This is a genomic window from Streptomyces sp. NPDC013187 (assembly GCF_042899705.1).
Classification (GTDB): domain Bacteria; phylum Actinomycetota; class Actinomycetes; order Streptomycetales; family Streptomycetaceae; genus Streptomyces; species Streptomyces hawaiiensis_A.
This window is the reverse complement of record NZ_JBIBAF010000028.1, coordinates 41,488-61,902: the sequence shown is the minus strand read 5'-3', so window position 1 is coordinate 61,902 and position 20,415 is coordinate 41,488. Positions and strand designations below refer to the sequence as shown.

Sequence of the window (20,415 nt, the reverse complement as noted above, 5' to 3'; positions counted from 1 at the left end):
GATTGGTTGTAGTGCGGAACAGGAACGGCTGGCTATCGGACCGGAACACCGAGCCGGGCGCGGAATCTCCGGAACGTCCTCCCAGTAACCCCGGGACTGTCAGTGGCACCTCCTAGGCTTCTGGGAGCACCACCGTGCACTCGCGTGCCAGGGCAGAAAGAGAACACGACGTGACGACTGTGCGCCCAACTCACCTTGTTGACCGAGCCGGCGTCACGAGGACCAGCTATCTGGTGGCCACCCGGCTCGGGTGGCTGTTTCGCGAGCAGGAGACCAGCGACGTCGGGATCGACGCGCACCTTGAGGTCGTCATCGGAGCCAGCCTCACCGCCAAGACGACGGGCAGGCCGACCGGACGCCTGCTGGCGGTGCAGATCAAGTCCGGGGAGAGCCAGTTCACGGCTGCCGCCGAAGGAGGCTGGTGGTATCCCTGTGACGCTGCGCACGTGGCCTACTGGAGCGACCACTGCCTGCCGGTCACCCTGCTGCTGTTCGACCCGAGGACCGAGCGTGTCCACTGGCAGCACGTCACCCCTGGCACACTGGTGTCAACGGGCAAGCACTACAAGGTGTTCGTCCCCATCGACCAGCAGATCGACCAGGCCAATGCCGAGGCGCTGGGACGTCCCGCCCGCCTCCAGGACGACGTCGACCCCTTCCAAGACGCCGTGGACCGTCTACCCGGTGACACCCGTATCCAACTGCTGCGTGAACACCAAGCCCAAGCCGCCCATGCTTTTCCCCTGGCGGCCTTTCTCGCCGATGCTGATGACCCCGCTCAAGCCGTCAGGCAGCTTCTGACCGCTCCGCCCATCTGGCTCACCGAGATGGAGGCTGAGCGCGAAGAAGGAGCCTGGCGGGCGGTTGCCGCCTACGCGAGCTCCCATGAAGTCGGTATGCCCGCCGTCGAAGCACTGGAGCGTGCCGCTGCCGCAGCCCGAGCCGACCGCGGACGCCTGCTCGCCCTCGCCGCCTTCGCGGCCGTCGCGCACGCCCCCGAGCACGCGCTCCGGCTGGCGGAGGCCGCTCATAAGGAAGGCACCGCCGTGCTGGTCGCAGCCGTCCGCGCCCTCCTCGATGCCGGCGGCCGACACCCCGCACGCCTGCCGGATTCCGTGGAACGCGCACTCGCGGCCGGGGACCCGGCCGCGATCAAAGACGTCAACATCCTGCGCTTCACGGCTTACTGCCACTTCGCAGCCGATCGCCACGAGGAAGGCGAAGACATGCTCGAAAGGGCGCTGCGCCTTGATCCCAACGAACCCGCCGTGCAACTCGATCTCGCACAGTGCCTGTTGCGCCGCAGCGCAGTCGGCGCGCCCCACCAGGCGTTCTTCGACACAGGCAGAGCCCAGCGTCTGGCTCAGGCCGCACGAGCTGAGTACCGGCGCTGGCAGGGCCCCAGCGACCGTGCCGCAGCCGTCCTCCTCGAAGCCCGGGTGATGTCCGGTGACATCACCACAGCCATCCACACCGCGATCGCCGAGCCAGAGGGAGACGCCTACGGACCAGAGATTGCCTCCCAGCCCCTGCTGGTCGAAGCGGTACGGCTGGCCTACAAATCGGGCCGTGCGGATCTCGCGGAGACACTCACAGCCAACCTCACCGGACACGGCGAGAAGCTCCAACTGGCGGCGTACGCACGCGAAGCGGATCCCGCTGCCGGCCGTGCCGAGCGCATCGCCGCCTGGCAGGCCGCGGCAGCCGGCGCAACCACCGACGAGCAGCGGGCGGAGGCCGCGTTCGCCCTGACCGGCCACGGCCTCTGGCCGGTGCCCCACCTCGATGAACTCCGTGAACAACGGGCCCTGCCCGAAGCCGTCTACCAGACCCGCCGGGCCGTGGCCGATGCCGTCAACGGCGACGTCGATGCAGCCATCCGGCGTCTGCGTGAGTGGGAAAGCCACAGCGTGGTCGCCGCGATGGCACTGTTCGAACAGTACGAGCTCCAAGGGCAGTTGGTGCTCGCCGCAGAAACCGCTGAACGCGCCGGACGGCGCTTCGGTGACACCCACCTCAGGGCGCTTGCCATCGACCAGTGGGACCGCTCCGGCGACAGGGAGCAGGCCCGTATGAAAGCCCTGACCCTGCTGGGACGCCCGTTCCTGCCGGCTGAGATGCGCAGCCAGTTGCGCCGCACGGTCATCCAGTGGGCCCAGGACCGCGAGGACTGGGACGACATGGAAGAACACGCCCTGGTCGGGCTGGCCGAGGAAACCGGCATCGAACGCATCACCTCCCTGGAAGGAGCAACCGGAACAGTCCCTCCGCAGACACTGCCCCTTGTCTGGGCGGCGATCCACGCGCAGCTCAACGCCCGCAAGCTGGAGACCGCGCGCGACACGCTCGCCCGGTTCGCCCCACACATCCGCAACACACACGACGCGCGAGCATGGCTCACTCTGACTGGATGGTCGGGATGGACCCCCGCACTCGCGGAGACCGCGATCGGCCTCGCCGAACGCTACCGCTACGAGGACCCCGAACTGACCGGAGCCCTCCTGAGCGGAGTGCTCCTCGCCACCGGAGAACCGACCCCGGACCGCACCTCCACCACCTCTACAAAGACGGCCGACCCGGCCCCGCAGGAGGCAGCGCGCACGACGCTCGTCCTGCCGGATCCGCTGGGCCGAAGACTCCAAGACCTCTTGGCCGATGCGACAGCAACCCGCTCGCTCACCACTATCCAGGGCTCTCAAAGCCTCCTGCAGCATGTCGAACGAACCCTGGGCCCCCGCGAACCACTGCTCGAAGCCGCCGCCGACGCCGTACGCGTCGGCGCCCTCACGACCGGGATGCTTGCCTGGGCGGCAGGACGCCCCGTGGCTCTCGCGGTGGTACACCGCGCCGCCGGGCTCATCCCCGCCTGCACGCTCAACCCACAACACTTCGCCGCCGAGGTGAGCGCCGCGAACGACGCGCTGAACCGCACCGCCGTGCCCGACCCCAGCACCCTGGCCCTCACCACACTCCTTCCCGGCCGGTTCAACCAACTCAGAGCCGTCTTCGCCGCCACCCCCGTCTCCCGCGCCGCGTTCGACGACATCGTCAACACCCGCTATGCCCTGGACGAGATGCTGCGATCCTCCGGCCAACTCGGCGTACGCAGCGGACGCTTCATCATCACCAAGTACTCCGACCAGGACAGAAAGGAACACAGCCGCCAAGCGGCCGCCTTCTCCCAGATCATCCCCACCCTGCAGCCCGTTGACGTCCCCGACCTCACCGGGATCCGGCGCCGGCTCGACCTGCATGACGTCCCCGACCAGGAAGCCGCCGCCTGGCTGTCTGCCGCCCAGCACGCCCTGGACACCGGGAGCGCCCTGTGGTGCGACGACGCGGCCCTGCGTGAACTGCTCATCAAGGTAGGCATCCCTACCTTCGGCACAGTTGCGCTCCTGCGCCTCCTCTCCGACCACAGCGACTATCCCGAGTTCACCCACGAGCGCTACCGCCGCGACCTGCGGACGCTGCTCAAGTCCTATGTCGTGGATCTGCCCGTCACTACGGACGAGATCACCGAACTCGCCCACGCGGAGGACTGGACACCAGCCGCAGCCGCCGCCGCGTTCAGCAGACCCCACTTCTGGACGATCGAACGGCTCAGACCGCGGTGGGCCCACATCGTCGCGAAGGTGTGGGAGAACGCCCCCGACCAGCTCGCGGGCTGGCTGCACCAGGCGATTACAGGCGCGACGGCACTGATGGAGCCACAGGGGATGCCCCCGGCCGTCGTACAGCTGACCGCCGAAACCTTGCTCGCGACCGGAGTCGGCCCGGAGCCAGCGCAAGTTATGCAGCCCGCTGCGCTCAACGCACTCGAGGCGAGCAGCCAAGCAGTCTCCCGTCAACGCACGCTAAGCAGACAACCCACCCCAGAACTGCAGCTGCCCACGGCCGACGCGTTCCTGGCCCTGCTTCGCCCGGCAGTGATACGCCTGCTGATCGAGCAGCACCAGTTCACACCGACGATGGCAACGGCCATCGTCGAGGCGGCCATGCCGCAGAACCCGCCGCCGTGAGCCGCTACCAGGCAGGGCAGCGGCCCACTTCCCCCTTCGGTTGTACAGGATGCGCAGCAGCGCAGCTCGGACCCGGCCGCCCAGGACCCCTCCGCTGACCCGTCCGCCCCCGCCGTTGCACAGACCGCGGATCGCTGTGGCACTGCGCCACCACCCGGGCGCCCTCCTCGGCGAAACTCCTCCATCGCCGCCATGCGCTGCTGCTCGCCGCGGGCACGCGCACGCGCGTTGTCCGTTGGCGCTGCCCCTACGACTTTCTTGTCAACGACCTGCCCCCTCTTCCGCGACCCGGACTTGTCGACCTAAGCAGCCCGCGGCACCCCGAGCGCCCCATACACACAAGGTGAAAGACCCGCCGGCCATCCCTGCTACGTGGCCGGGACCCGAAAACCTGGCCCCTGCCGCCACCCGCGCGGCGGTGCGGTGGTACGGACGGCCGAGACAGCCCGGCCCCGCCGCCAAGCCACCACCATCGCCGCTGCGGACGACGACCCGACAGCGGCGGTGCACGAGGACCGCAAGCCCATGCTCCTGCACCGCCTCGCCCCCGGCCTTCGGCCACGCCGCCCGTGTCACCTGGCGTATCCGAGGTAGTCTGCTGGGGTGGATCAGCGCGGCACTCAGGGAGAACGTGGTCTTCCCGCTCCCGACAGGCAGCCCACGCTGTGGCAGGCCCACGACGACCTGCCCGCCACAGACATGCCCTTCGCGGTCGCGCTCCTCATCCTCGGCGCCGCCCGCGGTTTGGGAAACAAGGGACTGTATGCGCTGGTGCGTGAACACCGAGAGCAACTGGGCCGGGTATGGGACCTTCCCGAACACCGCCTGGCCGCCGAGCTCGCCCGCGCTAAAGTCCCCAACGCCCGCAAGATCGCAGACGAGATCAGCACTCACCGCACCGAACTGCTGAAGACAGCCCGGGCCAAGGCCGACGAACTCGCCCGGCGCAACATCCACATCATCGGCCCCTCCTCCTTGCCGGCCCGGCTTGCCGAACTCCCCGGCGGGCCCCTGTGGCTGTTCGTCGAAGGCGACCCCCGAGCCTTGTACGAGGGCCCGCACGTCGCAGTCGTCGGCACTCGGGACGTGACACCCGATGGCGTGCGCGCCACCGAAGCCGCTGTGCGCACCCTGGCCGCTTACCCGATCACTCTGGTGTCCGGCCTCGCTAACGGCGTCGACGCGGTCGCGCACCGGGCCGCCCTGCGCGACGGAGTCCGTAACGTCGCCTTCCTCGGCCACGGCATCGACGTCGTCTTCCCGACCGAGACCGCGGACATTCGTGCCCGCATCGTGCGCACCGGCGGCGCAGTCGCCAGCGAATACCTGCCCGGCGAGCACTACCGCAAGGCCCAGTTCGTCCAGCGAAACCGCCTCCAGGCCGGCCTCGCGGACATCGTCGTCGCCGCCGAGGGCCAGCGCACCGGCGGCACGGCCCACACCGTGCGCTTCGCCGCCACCTACCGCCGCCCGATCATCGGCTTCACCTGGCCAGGCGCCGGCGACCTGGCCGAAATGATCGACACCGAGCCCACCGGCCAGCTCATCGACATCTTCACCACGGCCGGACGCCGCACCCTCGACGCCCTGTGCCGCAGCGCGGCGGACTCCTACGGACACACCACCTTCGGCCTGAGCCTGGTCGAGCGCCAACTCGGCCGCGAGGTGGAACTGCGCGCCCTGCCCCCCGAAGACCTCACACGGCTACGGCAGCATCTGGACGACCTGCTGGGCCAGGAAGACGGTGGTCATGCCCGTTAAGGCAGTCATCTTCGACTACAAGACCCTCCTCCTGAAGCCCGGCACCCCAGCGGCCGCCGAGACGGCCGCGCTGCTGCACAGCCTGACCGCCCAGGGACTGCAGTGGTGCATCCTGTCCACCGACCCGCTCTCGGCAGCCCAGAAAGAGCAGATACACCAACTCGGCTATCCCACCCCCAGCCTGCTGGTTGACCAGTCGCACATAGCCGACGGCAAAAGGCGCGGCTCACCGGCCTGGATCGACGCCGTCACCTCCGCCCTGCACCTGCAACGGCACGAACTGCTGTACGTCGGTTGCACGGCCCTAGACTGGCGCACCGCCATCAACTCCGGCGTCATGTATCAGCACGCGGCCTGGGCAGCCTCGATGCCGAACGGCACCACCTCTCTCGTGGCCCGCGCGCCCGGCGACGTGGACAGGTTCCTGGAGATGTTCCTCTCCGGCGACCCGAGCTGGTCGCACCGGGCCGATCAGGACAACTGGTCACTGCGCTCGCTACTGCCGGCCTCCGCGCGGCTGCCCTCGACCTCGCCTGCTCCCACGTTCAAGCTCCAGGACGTCTTCACCTACAAAAGACCGGTGAAGATCGGGGACGCGGATGCCCGGAGCATCCTCATGCTCTTCGTCCTCGCCAACGCCTACCTGGAAGACCTCATTCCCGCCAACCCCTACTTCTGCATCTACCCCAGCAGCACGAGCGGCCAGGTCAGCGAGCGGCTGAAGACCTATCTCGACAAGGCAGCCGCGCTCTTTCACGGCTTCTACCGCGAAGACCTCCTCGTCCGCGCCGCCGACGCCCCGGACACCAGCCTGGAGCGGTGGAAGGCCAGCCAGGGCCAGGTCGCCCAGAGCATCTCCATCGCCACGCAGGCCCAGACGGTGCACTTGGGCCCCGGCTACCGCGGGAAACTGGGCACCAAAACCGTCGTCGTCCTCGACGACTTCACTACCCACGGCATGTCCCTGGAATGGGCACGCCTGTTGCTGACCGCAGCCGGTACCCGGCGGATCGTCATGCTCACTGTCGGCAAGTACGGCAGCCGCCACACCCGCTACGACCTCAAAGACCCCAGCACGCTTGCCCCGTACCAGCTCAACGCCCTCACCGCAGACAGCTTCACCACGACATCGGTGACACCCGTCTTCGATCCCCAGGCTCAGGACCGCCTCTACCAGCGCCTCGCCGCCGCCCTGGACTCCTCCGAGGACTGACGAGACATCACTTGCCCCATCCCGCACGGGGGCCCAACCAGGCAGCTGAGTCTCCCCGCGCCGCCTGTCAGAACAGCGACCCCTGTGGTGGACCGTGGTGCGGCGGACGAGTGGGCGAAGCGTACGCGGCTGGGGTTTTGGTGCTGCGCGGTCTGTTCGTCGTCCCATTCCTCTACGTCGCCAGGGTCGGATTCCTCGTCAGACTCGAGGCTGTCGCACTCGTCGTGGAGGATCCAGCAGCCGTGTGCCCAAAAAGGGCGGCTTCTCCGACCCCATGCAAATCACCACCTTCCACTGCACTCGTGCGTATCTGCGCATGCGCACCGTCGTTGCCGGGTGCTTCGGAGAGGGAAACGCTCAACTTCCGCACGCATCGCGCTGCCCGGACCGTCGTTGTAACCCGTGTCCGCAGTGCACGACGTGAGCGCGCAGAACGAGAGGTGGAACGTGGCCTTACCACGAAGCAACACTGTCGACGCGGATCGCTGGTCCGAGTACGAGTGGGTTGTCTGGCAGATCGAGGTAGACGACCCCGAACGACGCATCAGCGAGCCCTACCATTCGGCAGGCGTGCCGTTCCTGCTGGCCAAGGACAGTAGGGAAGTGATGGTCGACTTCGCGGAACGACTGGGATGCATCTACGAAGGATGCCGGGACGATGGAGTCTGCGGCAGCGACGATGACCCCTGTTATACGTGGTGGTTCCGCGTGCCGCAGGCCCTGCACGTGAAACGCAACCCCCGTCGTTGGCCATTGGTGATGGAGGAATGCCAACTGCACCTCAACCGCCTGTTCGCCGACCACTATCATTGGGAGGTCTTCGTCGACGCACGCCGGACGAAGGCCCTCAAAGAGGGAAACCCGCTACCGCCATTGCCCTGACTGCAGGCTTGAGGAGTGGCGTGGGCAGCCCTTGCATTCACCCGCGAGAGCCTCCATGTGCAGGTACACCGGTACGGGCACGGCAGCGCGTGGCTGGTCTCAGCAAGGCGTCGGTGTCGGGCGAGAGCGAGTCAGCACCGGTGGAGCCGTGGACTCGTTGTGTTGCATTCTGCCTGCACGCTGCGTCAGCTCTCGTAAAGTGTTTCCGGGGAGATTCGAGATATGAGGGGGGTGATGTCGGCATGACAACGACAGCCGAGAACAACATCAACGACAGTGTGTTCGTGCGGGAGTTCTGCCGCGGCGCGCTGCTCAAACTGCTGACCCGTGCAGGAGTGAGCGACGCCGACGCGCACAGCGTCGGCGTCGATGTCATCCGCCGAGCGCGGATGCTGGCGGCGCTGCCCGTCGACTACTTCGATGTGCTGGTGACACCGTTCCTCGAAGAGGTCTCCCAGCACCGGCCGCTGTCAGCGCCGGCCTGGCTAAGAGCAGCCGTGGTCGTTGCGGTGCGCAACAGCCGGCTGGAGGACTTCCACGCCCTGCAGGGAACGCTGCGCGCGGCCGACATCGCGGCCATCACTCAGGCCGCCACCGAGCCGCTCGCCCTGCTGTTGAAAGAGTCCGGTGCGCCTGTCAGCAACAACACGCTGGCAGGGCTCGACGCACTGTATCCCCGGGCTTGGGCGGCCCTATCCACCCTGTCCGACCTGACGGCCTCGAATAGCGACACCGAACGCCCTTACGACATGCCCCAGGCGCCGTTGCCGGATCTGCCGGGCAGCCACGAGCTCATCCAGGCCGAGAATGCGACCGGCGTCAGACTGATGCGCGGGGGCCAGAGCGTGATCGCCTCGGGCGTCGACCCGCGCTTCGACCAGGCCCTCCTGGCGATGATGCAGCAGGTCAAGGACGGTGGCGCTCACGTGGTTCCCCTGTCCGCGCTCAGCCGCCTGTCGCGCAACAGTGTCAAGCAACTGCGTGTGCTGGAGTTCCTCCTGGCCCATGGAGTAACCGTCCTGACGACCAACTACCTTCTGAGCCCGGAGCTGGTGGGCGTGCGTGCCCGGCCGCTGATCAAGCCCGACTCTTATGACCTGAAGCGCACCATGAAGCAACTGCGCGGCCTGGGCCCCACGCACACGGAGTGGATCAAGCAATTGCGCAAGCAGTGGTAGGCGACGTCGACTCCTGCAAGTCGGCGCCGATGGTGGTCTGAGACTCGGTCTCCTAGCGCCCCAACGGCCCGCTCCGGTTGGTCTCCAAGCGATCCGCACGGCAGTACCTCGACAAAATTCGCGGACCGGATCGCTCCCCCGTGCCCCGTCGTGAGGCCCAGTCCGAGACCCCTTGCGACGTTTCCTGGGCCAGAAAACGAAAGGCCTGCCCAAGCGGCCACTAGAGGACAAGCATCGACGTGCTTCTCGAGCGAGCAGCCGCCGCACGAGAAGCACGTCCTACGCCGGCGGTCAGCGCTCGGCAACAAACCCTTCCAGTTGCAGCAGGAGCCGGCGGATGAAGCGGCACCATTGCCGTTCACCGCCCTCCGCGTCGAACCACTCGTCGTGCGGCGGTGTGTCGTCCCATCCCTTGAGCTCGGCCAGGAGCGAGGCGGCATCCACCGCCAGATCGGGATGGCCCACAACCCACCGGACCTGCTGGGCGAGGTCGTGTACCTGGTGCGCCGCACGGTAGTAGGCGACCTGGGCCATGGACAGGCGACGGGTGGCGTAGCCGCCGCACTTGCTGCACGGATCGAACCGCTCGGCGCGTAGCATCTGTTCGACCGTCACCAGGTCGTAGTACCGCGTGACGCCATGGTCACGGCTCTGGTGCTGGCAGGCGGGGGAGTGGGCCCGGCCCTCGAACCGCCCTGCGGCATCTGTCGTATACAGCTGCACCCGTGCCAGAACACCCAACGGCAAACCAGACCCACCACGCCGTGTGCCGTCCGTGATGGGTCTGAAGGGCTGCAGGTCCAGCTGCTCCATGGCCAGCAGCCCATCCCACACCGGGAAGGGCAGCCGAACGGGACGGCCGCCGCCCGCGTCAAAGCGTTCCTCGAGGTCACGCAGATCGGCCACTCCGCGAGCGAGGACCAGGCAGCGCAGCACGGCATCAGGGTGCTGGTGTCCCCGGGCCAGGCGCACCACCAGTCGTTCGCCTTCGTCGGTGCCCAGGCTGCGGCCGAAGGCGGGGTTGCTGGACTCGTGGACACGGGGTGTCCAGACCCGGTCGGCTTCCGGCTCGGCGGCGGCCGTGAGTTCCTCACGCCGGGTCGCGACCAGCGCGTCGGGCAGATCACTGGCGGCTGCGATGACGATGCACCGCGCTCCGCCGGCCACCCGCTTCTCCAGCACGGATAGGGGCACGACCTCGGGCCCGGCTTCGACGGACAGCACGAGGTAGAGCTGATCCGCCTCCCGGGAGACGGTACGCAAGGCCCGTAGATCCTCCGCGGTGACAACACGCCTGTCGCTGATCGGCGTATCGTCAAACACCCCCGGGCCCACCGGCTGGGCGGGCGCCTGCCCTGCAACTGGCTGCTCGGTGGCGGATGGCTCGGGTGTGCTGCACGACAACTCCGAAGGACCAGACACCAGGCGGGCCGCGATGGTTTCGGGCACCCGCAGGGTCAACGTCAGTCGTTCCCAGTCCGCAGCGGTGGCCCAGCAAGCCAGCACGCCCAGTTCCCACTCGCTCAGTCGGGCGAGGAATGGTTCATCACGGCCGGGCGGATCATCCAGCCCCTGCTCCGGAAGACGGACCAGGAGCTCCCGCTCTTCCTGCTCGCCTGCAGCACCTGTAAGCACCGTTTCCGCCCAGGAGGACACCAACTCCTGGGCACGCTCCAGTGCCGCATCCCGTCCCTTGCGGCGGCTGCCCATCCCATGGATGAGGGAGTGGGCGAGGTAGCCGAACTCGCGGGGATGCTCCCAGCTGTCCGCGGCCTCGTTGCTCCACCGGCGCCACAGCGATTCCAACTGCCCTGCCACCGCCGTGGGCGTGCCCAGAGGCGCGAGCACCTCCTCCTCGGCCGGCAGCTCCGGGGTCTCCATCGCCGCAACGTTAGCCGCCGCTATGAGCGCCTCCCGAGCGACCAACTGCCCGGCCTGCCGTTGCAGCAGCGCCACGTGATCGGCCTTGAGCCGCATACGGGCTTCGGCCCAGGACTTCAGCCAGGGGAAGAGAGCAAGGAGGCGGTGGGCCCGATGGAGACTGGCGGCCGCGCTGCGCCACTGCCCAAAGACCGAGGTGCGTACCTGCGCTGCTTCCTGCCCTGCCCGCCAGTCGTCGTCCTCGTCGTCCAGGTCTTCCTGGCCGTCGTGCGGGGCCCGCAGGAGCAGGGCGGCTGCCTGCTTCACCTCATCGTCGGTGAACGTGTCCTCGTCAGCCTCGCCGTAGCTGGCGAGCTCGTGCAGCAGGCCCGGACCGGTCAGCGCGTCCAGGAAGAGACCCAGCCCCGTGCCGGGCCGGCCCCATGACCCGTATGTGGCGCACTGCGGGCACATCCGTTCGATCACCGACCGCAGCGGCAGCTCGCCGGAGGTGACCCTGCCGGCACGTAACCGGGAGCAGTGCTCCGCGGCATGAAGCTTTGCCGTCTTGCCCGGCGCCGACCAGACCCTGACGGGAGACGACTCGAAGGGCCCCAAGGGCACCTCCGGCGTCAGCGAACCGTACGACAACACGACCTCCTCCACGTCGGTTTCCGAGCCTAACCACAAGCACTGACAGGGCCACCGCAAAGCAGCCCATCACGCCCAGGCACCCCGTCGCGGCAGTAGCATGCGGGCGACATGCCACTCGCGGACATCTCTGGGCACAGACATCGGACGCGGCACCCCCTAGATTCCTTGCCCTTGCAAGCGGTGCATCCTGATCAGGCTCACGTCCGCAGATCCTGCCGGAAGACCACGAGGGACTCGTTGCCCAGAGTCCGCCTGATTGCGTCTGGGTTTGCGGTGGGCAGCCCGAACCGCCCCGCGGTCAAGCCGTGATCACCTTTGTCGCCCGATGGGATGCTTCCATCCTGACGCCCGAAGCCAGCAGCGGATGACGGCTCGTTAGGAGGCACTGACACGGCCTCCGTCCTGGCGGCGTGCGACGGTCCGTGATGGAGGGGTGCATGCCCTGCAAACTCAGCTGGCTCAAGCAGGAATTGCTCATCGACGGCGAGTGGGACGGCATCGATCTCGAGGGCCCGTTGCGGCATGTCAAAGCCGGCATCGGAGCCGGGAGCAGCAGCCTGGGCGATGCCTTCTGGATCACACTGGGTGCGGTCTCCCTCAAGCTGCTGCCCGCCGTTACCGAGCAGGCCCAGGCCATGCGCGCCACCGTCGCGTTCGACTCCGGAATCTGGACCATCACCCACGACCTCCTCACACAAGAAATCACCTTCCTCAACACCACCACCGGTCAGGTCGAAACCCTCCCTCTGGTTGCTGAAGGAGGCGAACGCAGCGCCGGCTCCTACAGCGTGGAACTCATGGGTATCCCTGTCGTCGAGACCGCCCGCGGCAGCGTGACCGTCGACAGTGTGATGACCCTGCTCTACCTGCGGCAGGTCCATGCCGGCCACACCGTCTACGGCGGTGCTAACGCCAACGACCTGGGCGTCACCATCGAGGTGTGCTTCGGCCTGCTCGACGAGAAGGCAGCGAAGCTGAAGGCTCAGGCCATCGCCGCCAAAAACCGGGCGACGAAGGCCGCCACAGCTCTGAGGAAGGCCGCGGAACAGCGCATCGCCGACGGACTTCCCACCTCTGTCGACTTCGACGCCGACGAAGCCCGCTTGGCCAACGCCCTCGACGCGGCGACCGCCGAAGTCCTGCGCCTGGATGCCGAACTCGACACCCACCGGGCCATCCTCACCACCCGCACCCACGAGCAGGCCCAGGCGCTGCAACGCGCCGCCGATGCGGGTACGGCAGCCGACCGGACGCAGCAGACCCTTGCGCCGCTGTACGAAGCGCGCGGGCAGGCGCGTGCCGCCCTCGCCCGAGCCGAGCAGGACGCCCGGCAGCGCACCCACTGTCCCGACTGCGAGCAACTGCTGCAGCGGGCAACCCGGCCGGTCCCCACCTGCGGCCTGTGCGGACAGCCGGATCCGGACGGTCGCGCTGCCCGTCACGCGCAGCAACTCATTGCGGCCCGAACCGCCTTGGCCGCGGTCGAGGACAAACTCGCCACAGCCCAGGCCGACGCCCAGCAGGCGACCAACACCCTCACCGCTCTCATCGGAGCCGCGCAGAAGGCCGCAAGCCGCTGCGACGCCTACCGCACAGCGGAAATCACGCCACGCGAACAGGCCAAGTCCAAAGCAGCGGCCACCGCAGCCGAAACCAGAGCTGCCATTACCGCGGTGCGGGACCGCCGCAAGGAGCTGACCCGACTGAGCGATCTCGAACGCATCGAGAAGCGGACTGCGCAGGACGCCGAACAGGCCCGCATGGCATGGACGGTGGCCGAAGGCGATGCCCAGCACATCCGCAAGCAGACAGCCAAGGAGCTGTCGATGATCTACGCCGAGAAGGTCATCCCCATGGCGCCCGACAAGATCCGCCACGCCAGCATCGATCCCAAGACCTTCACCCCCAGATTGAACGGACGAACCGTCCGGCAACTCGCCCTCTCAGCCGGCCTGATCAACATTGCCAACATCGGCCTGCACCTGACGCTCCTCGAAGCAGCCCGCACGCTGCCCGGCGCATTGCTGCCGCGCGCCCAGTGGCTGGACTCCTCCCTCGACGGCCTGGGCGCCGGTGACGAAGGCAACAGCCTCTCCGCCAGAGCTCTGCAGATCATCAGCGCCACCGCCGCCCAGGACGCCCAGATCCTCGTCGCCACCGCACACGACCTGCCCCCCACCCCGGGCACCGTGACCACCGAACACGACAGCCACCACCCCGTCATCCCGCACGCCCGAACGACAGACAACGACACCCTCTGACCAACTGGCCACCCAGCCCCGCACCGAGCTGCGCACCCATCATGGACAGCCCGCACACCCGCACCGCACCCCTCGACGAGTGCACCGTCGACGCCGGCATCGACGACGTCATCCTCAGCTACAGCAGCAACTACTGGATCGCGCCGCACCTCGACGACGCTGTCCAGCAATGGGACATCGGCATGCACCTTGCCGAGGAGGGCCCCGGCCCTCAATTCGGCAGCATCCGTCTCCACCTGGTCGACCACAACTGCTGCCTCGACCCGATCGCCGCCCTCGACGCCCTCAGCCAGGACCTCTACACGATCGGCCAGGCCCTCTTCGACCCCACCCTGCCCGGTGTACGGCAGGACCTGTGGGACCGCCTCAGCTGCCCGGGCAACACCCTCATCGTCGACAGCGTCACCATCGACCGTCGCCTGCGCGGGCACGGGCTCGGCGTCTTCCTCACAGGCATGGCATTGGACTACTTCACCAGCGGAACAGGTGTCGTCGCACTCTTCCCAGGACCCCTCGAACACGACGGCCAAACCCCCACCGAAGAAGCCTGCTCCCGCCTGGGCCGAGCCTGGTCACGTCTCGGCTTCACGCCGTACCGCGACGGCGTGTGGGTCCTCGACCCCGGACTCACGACTCTGGACCAGGCCATCGCCGCCGAGCAACAGCGCCTTGCAGGTCACCGCTGGCGCATCGCACTGCGGGAGAACCCGAACGGCTGGGACAGCGACATCACAGGCATCACCGCCCTGATGGACAAAGCCAACCCGTGGCCCCGGCCACCGACCACCCATCCCTCACCTGTGCGTACCGGCTGACCCTTCCTCCCGCGCCGCCCGCCGGGTAAGCCTGGCGCGCGGTCTGCGGGTCGGCGTGCGCCGCTCGGCCCCGCGAGGGTGGACAGCTCTCACTCGGTTCCCGTGGCCGAGACACGTGGTAGCCGCTTCGACCTGCGAAACCCCATGAATCACATCAGCAACATCAGACTCGAAATTCACTCGGAATCCAATGAGCCCATGGCGTAAAACGCCTACCTCAAAGTGGTTTCCTTTGCGGCGGCATAGAAAGTTCCGCCTGTTGCCCCAGGTGTATGGACTCTGAGGTCATGCGACTTACTCTGCTGCGCTGCATTCTCGACCCTGTGACGAGCTGGCGGGCTTTCCGGCGGTCTACTGGAAGCCGCCGCGCGACATCGTTCGACGTGGCCTGGAGGCAGGTCCGAGTCGAGCGGTTTCCCGACGAATCTCCCTACCAGCAGCACGGACACGCGCCCCTGGCCGCTGGTGAACACCATGAGAAAGACCCTCGCTGACCGGACAGATGGCCGAATCGGCCACCGTCAAAATCCAGCCGAACAACTGGAAAGCCGGGGGAGAGGAGAGATTCTTGTCATCTTTCCTGAAAGCGCTTCACGTGTGGGTGGCGCCGGAAAGAATCAGACGGTCCTTCATCCTGGCAACGGGGGAGTGAAATATGCCGGACCCGACCGACATCGCTGTGATCAGTTCCGCTCTGCCCGCTACGTTGACCTTCATCTTCCAGCGCTTGGAACGACTGCTCGATTCCCGCACAGCCGAACCCGAGGAGGACGTCGCCCTCCCCGGCAGTCTGGTCGGAACGCTGCAACTGCCGCTGCAGCCCGCAAGGGACGTTCTGCAGACCCGACGAGGCGAACTCGAACTGCTGCAGGAGACCCTTGCCGACTACGCGCACGGCACCGTCCCCGTCGACATCTCCGATCAGCGGCTCGTGCGGAATCTGGCCCGGGCCCGCGGCGCCCTGGAAGCCATCTACGGCCAGCACCTGACCTTCGAGGGAGAGGACCGGCCCGCCTCCGGCCCATTCGTCCACCAGCGAGTCACGACGCTGTCCGGAGAGGCCACGGGCATCGACAGCGACAAGATCGCCGGGAACGCCCGTGTCATCCAAGACGTGCAGACGGTCGATGCAGGCGGGAAGCTCATCGGCATGAGGGGCCAGCGGAACACCAGGCAGTAGCACGGCACCATTCACACACCTGTGTACGCGGCCGTGCCGCAGCACCCGCTGACCGTCTCGAAGGGCTGATCATTGCCACCGATCGAACCGGCCGAACCGCCGACACCCCTGCCGTCCGCAGACGCTTCTCTGCTCAAGACAGCCACCGGACCGTCTCCGGCCCGCGAAGGGCACACCTGGCCTGACAGCCGAGGCCAGTCAAATCCCCAGGCACCCGCCGACGCGGCGGCGCCGCAAGCACCTGTCGAGACGGACGACCGGGATGACACTTCACCGGTCCAAGAAAGGCCCGCGCCAACCCCACCCAGCGGTGCTCCTGCTCCCCGTACCGCCCCAGCAAACGGCAGCGTGACCGGCACGGACACCGGTGCCCACGCGAGCGACACGGGCACCGTGCAAAACGTCTCGTACAACTACGGGACCGTCGTCGCAAACCAGAACATAAGCGAAATCCAACGGCTGCGGGGAACGCCTCTGCCCCCGGACTGGATCGAGGACCGCCTTCACCCCTATCTGCCCGACGCCGAGACGACCAAGGCCGTCGATGCCATCCTCGACTCCTACAGGGTTGCCGTCATCCATGCGGGTGCCGGCACCGGCCGCTACACCACCGCCCTGCACACGCTCGTACACCAAGGCGTTAAGGCCGTCCGGCAGGTCCGCCGCGAACCTGGAGAAGGGGTGGACCTCGAAGGACTCAAAGACGAGGAAACCGGCTGGATCCTGGACCTGAGAGACAAGGACGAGACCCTGCGCCCAGGGTTCGGACTCCACCTGCGCGAAGTGACAGAGCACCTGCGCACGATGGGCTCCTTCGTCATTGTCGTCACCCACACCGACACGTGGACACCCGTTGCGGCCGAAGCCACCGAACTCGGCCACCGCCTGTCCCCTCCGGCCGCCCTCCAGGTGCTGCGCGCGCACCTGGAACGACGCCAACCCCCTATCGGCGAGCTGGACACGTGGCTTGCCGCAGGCGCAGTAACCGAGCAACTGGACAACCAGGCCACACCGGCCGAAGCCGCACGGTGGGCCCGCGTCATCATCGCAGCCGTCGAACTCAACGCCACCACCAGCGAACCCAAAGCCGTCGGCGAGCTCGTCGAAGCCGTCGTGCAGTCCGCCCATAACAACTGGCGCCGCACCCTGCGCACCTGGCACACGACCAACACCGACAGCGCCCACCGCAACTACCTGCTTGCCGCCGCCACACTCGACGGGGCACCCGCCGAAACCGTCTACGAAGCCCAGTCCACCCTCGGTGAGGCACTCAACGACACACCGCCGCCCACCCGGGGACAGCAAGGCACCGGCATCATCGCGCTCACCGACGCGATCGGTGCGGAACTCGGAGCCGACGACTGCATCCGTTTCCGTAAACCCGGCTACGCTGAGGCCGTCGTCGACTATTTCTGGGTCGACCGCCCCCACCATGTCGCAGCCTTCACTCGCTGGACCGCCGAACAAGCCGCCTCACTGCCCCCCGACCTCGGCGTCCCCCTAGCCGAGCGCGTCACCCAGTGGGCCACCCGCTACACCCTGGCCAAACAGAGCTTCACCGTCCTGCGCGCGATCACCGCCCACTGGGCCAAAAACAGCCACCTGCACGGCCACGCCCAGGACCTCCTGGTCGCGGCGGCCGTCGACCCCACAGCAGGCAAACGCGCCCGCGACCAATACCTCGCCTGGGCCAAGGCCCCCGACACAGATGAGCTCACCCATCGCCGGAACACCCCCATCGTCCTCAAACAGGCCCTTGCCGGCGCCCTGGCCCAACTTGGCCCGGCCTACCCGCAGATCGCCCTCAAACGGTTGTCGGAACTCGCCGTCAACACCACCAACGCCGGCGTCGCGGACGCCGTCGGGGACGCCCTGACCGCCCTATGGGACCAACCAGTCCTGCAGGGCACGATCCGATCCACCCTCACCTCCTGGTTCACCACCGCCCAGCACCACTACACCGCAGCCGCCCGCCGGGCATTCCTCCACCTCGCCGACCGGACCACCCCCAACGGCATCCCCCTCCTGCTGGCCGGAGGCGACAGCGAACCCGAGGCCTGGGCTCTGACCGGCTGGCGCTGCGCCCTGGATGACGAGGCCAACACTCACCTACAGAGCGCCTTCGACACCTGGCTCGACACCGCCCTGACCCACCCACACCTTCGGTCTGCCGTCATCAAGACCTTCACCGAAGCCGTCTTCCGCTCAGACACCGACCGCACCTACCTCGCACCCCGCTACCTCGTCCTCACCCACGCGGCCTACGGATGGGAACCGGCCCGAGCCGGAGGCGAGCCCACCGCACGCACACGCCTGCGCGACGCACTCGTCCTGGTCCTGAGGGAAGCCGACCCCACAGCACCCCCACGCCCGCACCATGCACCGGCCACGGCGTAAAAACAGCGGCTGGCCCTCACCACGGGCAGGAAAACTCGACCTCACCTGCCCGGCGCCCACCTCCATACCCGGCTACTTCTTCACCCTCACCCTCACCGGCGCATGGGAAGACCTCCCCTCACCCCACCCCCACCACAGCCCCGCCGAGGCCGCCGCAGACCACGCACTGACAACCGCCCGCGACATCACCGCCGACTACCTTCCGCTCGACGTCGTGCCGGCCACCGCCCGCATCAACACCCTCCTCGGCCGGCCCACCGACCTCGCTCACCTCCCAGTCCGACTCGCCTGGGGCCACGTTCACCTCACCGCCGAATCCGACGCCATACACGCCGCGCAAACCCACCAGCGCCGCCAGCACGAACGGGAACAGCGCCGCTTGGAACACGACCGCCGCCTGGACGAGGCCCGCATCCTGCGCGACACCCTGATGAGCGACCCGTCACTGGCCCTGTCCTACTGGTTCGCCACCGCCCCCCACAGCATCGACACCGACACGCTGCCCCGCCTCGAGGCACTGCTGAACACCGCAGCCGCCTACGCACCGCAAGGCCAATGGGCGCCACTGGCCCGCCTGCTGCACACGTTCTCCGAGCGCCTCACCGACGAAGCCAAGAACCACCTCATCGACACCCTGGCCACTCTCACCGACCGGTACGGGCAATCGGACATCACCACAGACATCCAGGCCATGCGTACGGCGACGGAGGCAGGAACCGCCCCGCAGGACCGCAGCCAGCCAGATCGGGCGTAACCGTTCCGACAGGCCGTGATGTTGGACTCGCACCGAGCGGCTGGCGGGCAGGCGCCGACACCACGAAGGTGAAGCGTGGTGACAGCCTGCGCGCCTCCGCGGCCCAGTGCACCATCGAGGAGAGGCACTCGGGCGGGTGCGGCACAACGTCAGGCGGGTTCCTGGCCGACGGCGTCGGCGTCCAAGGCCCTGTCGACGAACTCCCGTACCAACTGCCGGACCTGAACGGCCGGCACTACCTGCTCCCACTGCGGGGTAAACGGGCACTGCCAGCAGCGCAGCCGGAAACGGACCGAGCCGTCCTCCTGCATCGAGCCCCACGCGGAGTGGGGCCGCTTCGCGCACGGGCCGTGCGGGTCAGCCGTGAACGTCTGCAGCACGATGTCGGGCTGGTGGCGCGGCGGCACGGTCCTGTCGCGGCGGCAGCCCTCGCACTGCAGGAGATGGCTGACCGCGCCCGGTTGGTGGATGAACCTGTGGCCGCCGCCTTCGTAGGTGTTGCAACTGGCACACACCGGCCCGCGCACGAATCCGTGCGCGTGGCAGTGGTCCCAGTACAGGGCCTGCCGCGGCCTGGGACACATTCGGCACAGGAACGCCTCCGGCTGCGAGTTCTTCAGCAGCGACGCATACAGCCTGCCACGCAGGTGGCCTGTGTAGGGGCGGGCGATGGAGGCGGAGCATGCCGGGCACAGGGTGGTGTAGCCGCTGTTGCTGGACGTGCGCCACTTCCAGACGTTTCCGGCGGCGTTGCAGCGGCTGCACCGGGTGGCCTGTTCGACGCACTCGGCGGCGATCTGGTCCGCTCGGTCGAGGAGGTCGGCGTAGGCACGCGGGACCATCCAGGCGGTGCCGGACCACGTCAGCAGCGGCAGGGGGCTGGTGCACGCGATGGGCGACCGGCCGTAGCGTTCCTTGACCTGCTCGAAGGTCGCTCCGCACCCCAGCCCGTGGGAGTTGGGCCTACTGCGGCCGCACGGCCGCTGGCCTTCGCAGTGGCAGCCGTTGGCGCGCTGGTCGCGGTAGGAGATGTTGTCGAACCAGCGGTGGATCTGCGCGCGCCACATCTGGTCGCGCCCGGCGGACGAGAGACGGGCGTCGACCAGATCGTCGGGGTCGAAGGGGAGTGAGGCGAGCCGTTTGCCGCAGGCGCGGATGTCCTTCTCTTCCAGCCGCCACCGCCCCCTGTACTTGTGGCCGCGGACGGCGGTGTCTCCGATGAGGACGTAGTCGCTCTGCTGGAAGGTGTAGCGCGACAGGGAGGCGGGCGCCGCGGGGACGGGGCAGCCCTCGGTGAGTTCCGCCAGCAGCTGGTTGGCGTACTGCGGACTGATCGGTGGCATGGTCTGTCTCCATGTGCAGGTGCGGGGAAGCGGGCAGAGCGGGGCGGTTGGGGACGGCCCGCGACATGCCGACGTGACATGGCAGGAGGCGGGCG

12 protein-coding genes are annotated in these 20,415 nt (G+C 68.0%); 10 read left to right on the top strand and 2 right to left on the bottom strand.

Annotated elements, in window-relative coordinates; translation table 11 throughout:
• Positions 1–170: 170 nt before the first annotated feature.
• From ACFY5B_RS38030 to ACFY5B_RS38010, 5 genes are all read left to right on the top strand, one after another.
• Positions 171–4,022, top strand: coding sequence for a DUF4365 domain-containing protein (locus ACFY5B_RS38030; protein WP_389979353.1), 3,852 nt, complete (start codon positions 171–173; stop codon positions 4,020–4,022).
• 771 nt (positions 4,023–4,793) lie between these two features.
• Entirely contained in the window at positions 4,794–5,783 is a 990-nt protein-coding gene (locus ACFY5B_RS38025) for a DNA-processing protein DprA (RefSeq protein ID WP_389979350.1), read from the top strand.
• Positions 5,773–6,996, top strand: coding sequence for a hypothetical protein (locus ACFY5B_RS38020; RefSeq protein ID WP_389979347.1), 1,224 nt, complete (start codon positions 5,773–5,775; stop codon positions 6,994–6,996). The genes ACFY5B_RS38025 and ACFY5B_RS38020 overlap by 11 nt, the downstream gene beginning before the upstream one ends.
• 420 nt (positions 6,997–7,416) lie before the next feature.
• Positions 7,417–7,878: a hypothetical protein gene (locus ACFY5B_RS38015; RefSeq protein ID WP_389979344.1), complete on the top strand. Its 462-nt coding sequence runs from the start codon at positions 7,417–7,419 to the stop codon at positions 7,876–7,878.
• A gap of 242 nt (positions 7,879–8,120) precedes the next feature.
• Positions 8,121–9,056, top strand: a complete 936-nt coding sequence (locus ACFY5B_RS38010; RefSeq protein WP_389979341.1) for a hypothetical protein — start codon at positions 8,121–8,123, stop codon at positions 9,054–9,056.
• Between the two features lie 291 nt (positions 9,057–9,347).
• Here the strand turns inward: ACFY5B_RS38010 and ACFY5B_RS38005 are convergent, their stop codons facing one another.
• Positions 9,348–11,582, bottom strand: a complete 2,235-nt coding sequence (locus ACFY5B_RS38005; RefSeq protein WP_389979338.1) for a hypothetical protein — start codon at positions 11,580–11,582, stop codon at positions 9,348–9,350.
• Positions 11,583–12,007: 425 nt separating this feature from the next.
• On the opposite strand from ACFY5B_RS38005, the gene ACFY5B_RS38000 reads away from it, so the two are divergent.
• From ACFY5B_RS38000 to ACFY5B_RS37980, 5 genes are all read left to right on the top strand, one after another.
• Positions 12,008–13,831: a hypothetical protein gene (locus tag ACFY5B_RS38000; protein WP_389979335.1), complete on the top strand. Its 1,824-nt coding sequence runs from the start codon at positions 12,008–12,010 to the stop codon at positions 13,829–13,831.
• Between the two features lie 41 nt (positions 13,832–13,872).
• Positions 13,873–14,646, top strand: coding sequence for a hypothetical protein (locus ACFY5B_RS37995; protein WP_389979332.1), 774 nt, complete (start codon positions 13,873–13,875; stop codon positions 14,644–14,646).
• 655 nt (positions 14,647–15,301) lie between these two features.
• The gene (locus ACFY5B_RS37990) at positions 15,302–15,826 is read left to right on the top strand and encodes a hypothetical protein (RefSeq protein ID WP_389979329.1); all 525 of its coding nucleotides are present in this window, start codon (positions 15,302–15,304) and stop codon (positions 15,824–15,826) included.
• A gap of 348 nt (positions 15,827–16,174) precedes the next feature.
• Positions 16,175–18,223 (top strand): hypothetical protein, encoded by a 2,049-nt coding sequence (locus ACFY5B_RS37985; RefSeq protein ID WP_389979326.1) that lies wholly within the window; start codon positions 16,175–16,177, stop codon positions 18,221–18,223.
• The gene (locus ACFY5B_RS37980) at positions 18,204–18,977 is read left to right on the top strand and encodes a hypothetical protein (protein WP_389979323.1); all 774 of its coding nucleotides are present in this window, start codon (positions 18,204–18,206) and stop codon (positions 18,975–18,977) included. The genes ACFY5B_RS37985 and ACFY5B_RS37980 overlap by 20 nt, the downstream gene beginning before the upstream one ends.
• A gap of 149 nt (positions 18,978–19,126) precedes the next feature.
• On the opposite strand, the gene ACFY5B_RS37975 is transcribed toward ACFY5B_RS37980, so the two are convergent.
• On the bottom strand, positions 19,127–20,320 hold the full coding sequence (locus tag ACFY5B_RS37975) for an endonuclease domain-containing protein (RefSeq protein WP_389979320.1): 1,194 nt from the start codon (positions 20,318–20,320) through the stop codon (positions 19,127–19,129).
• Between the last annotated feature and the right edge of the window lie 95 nt (positions 20,321–20,415).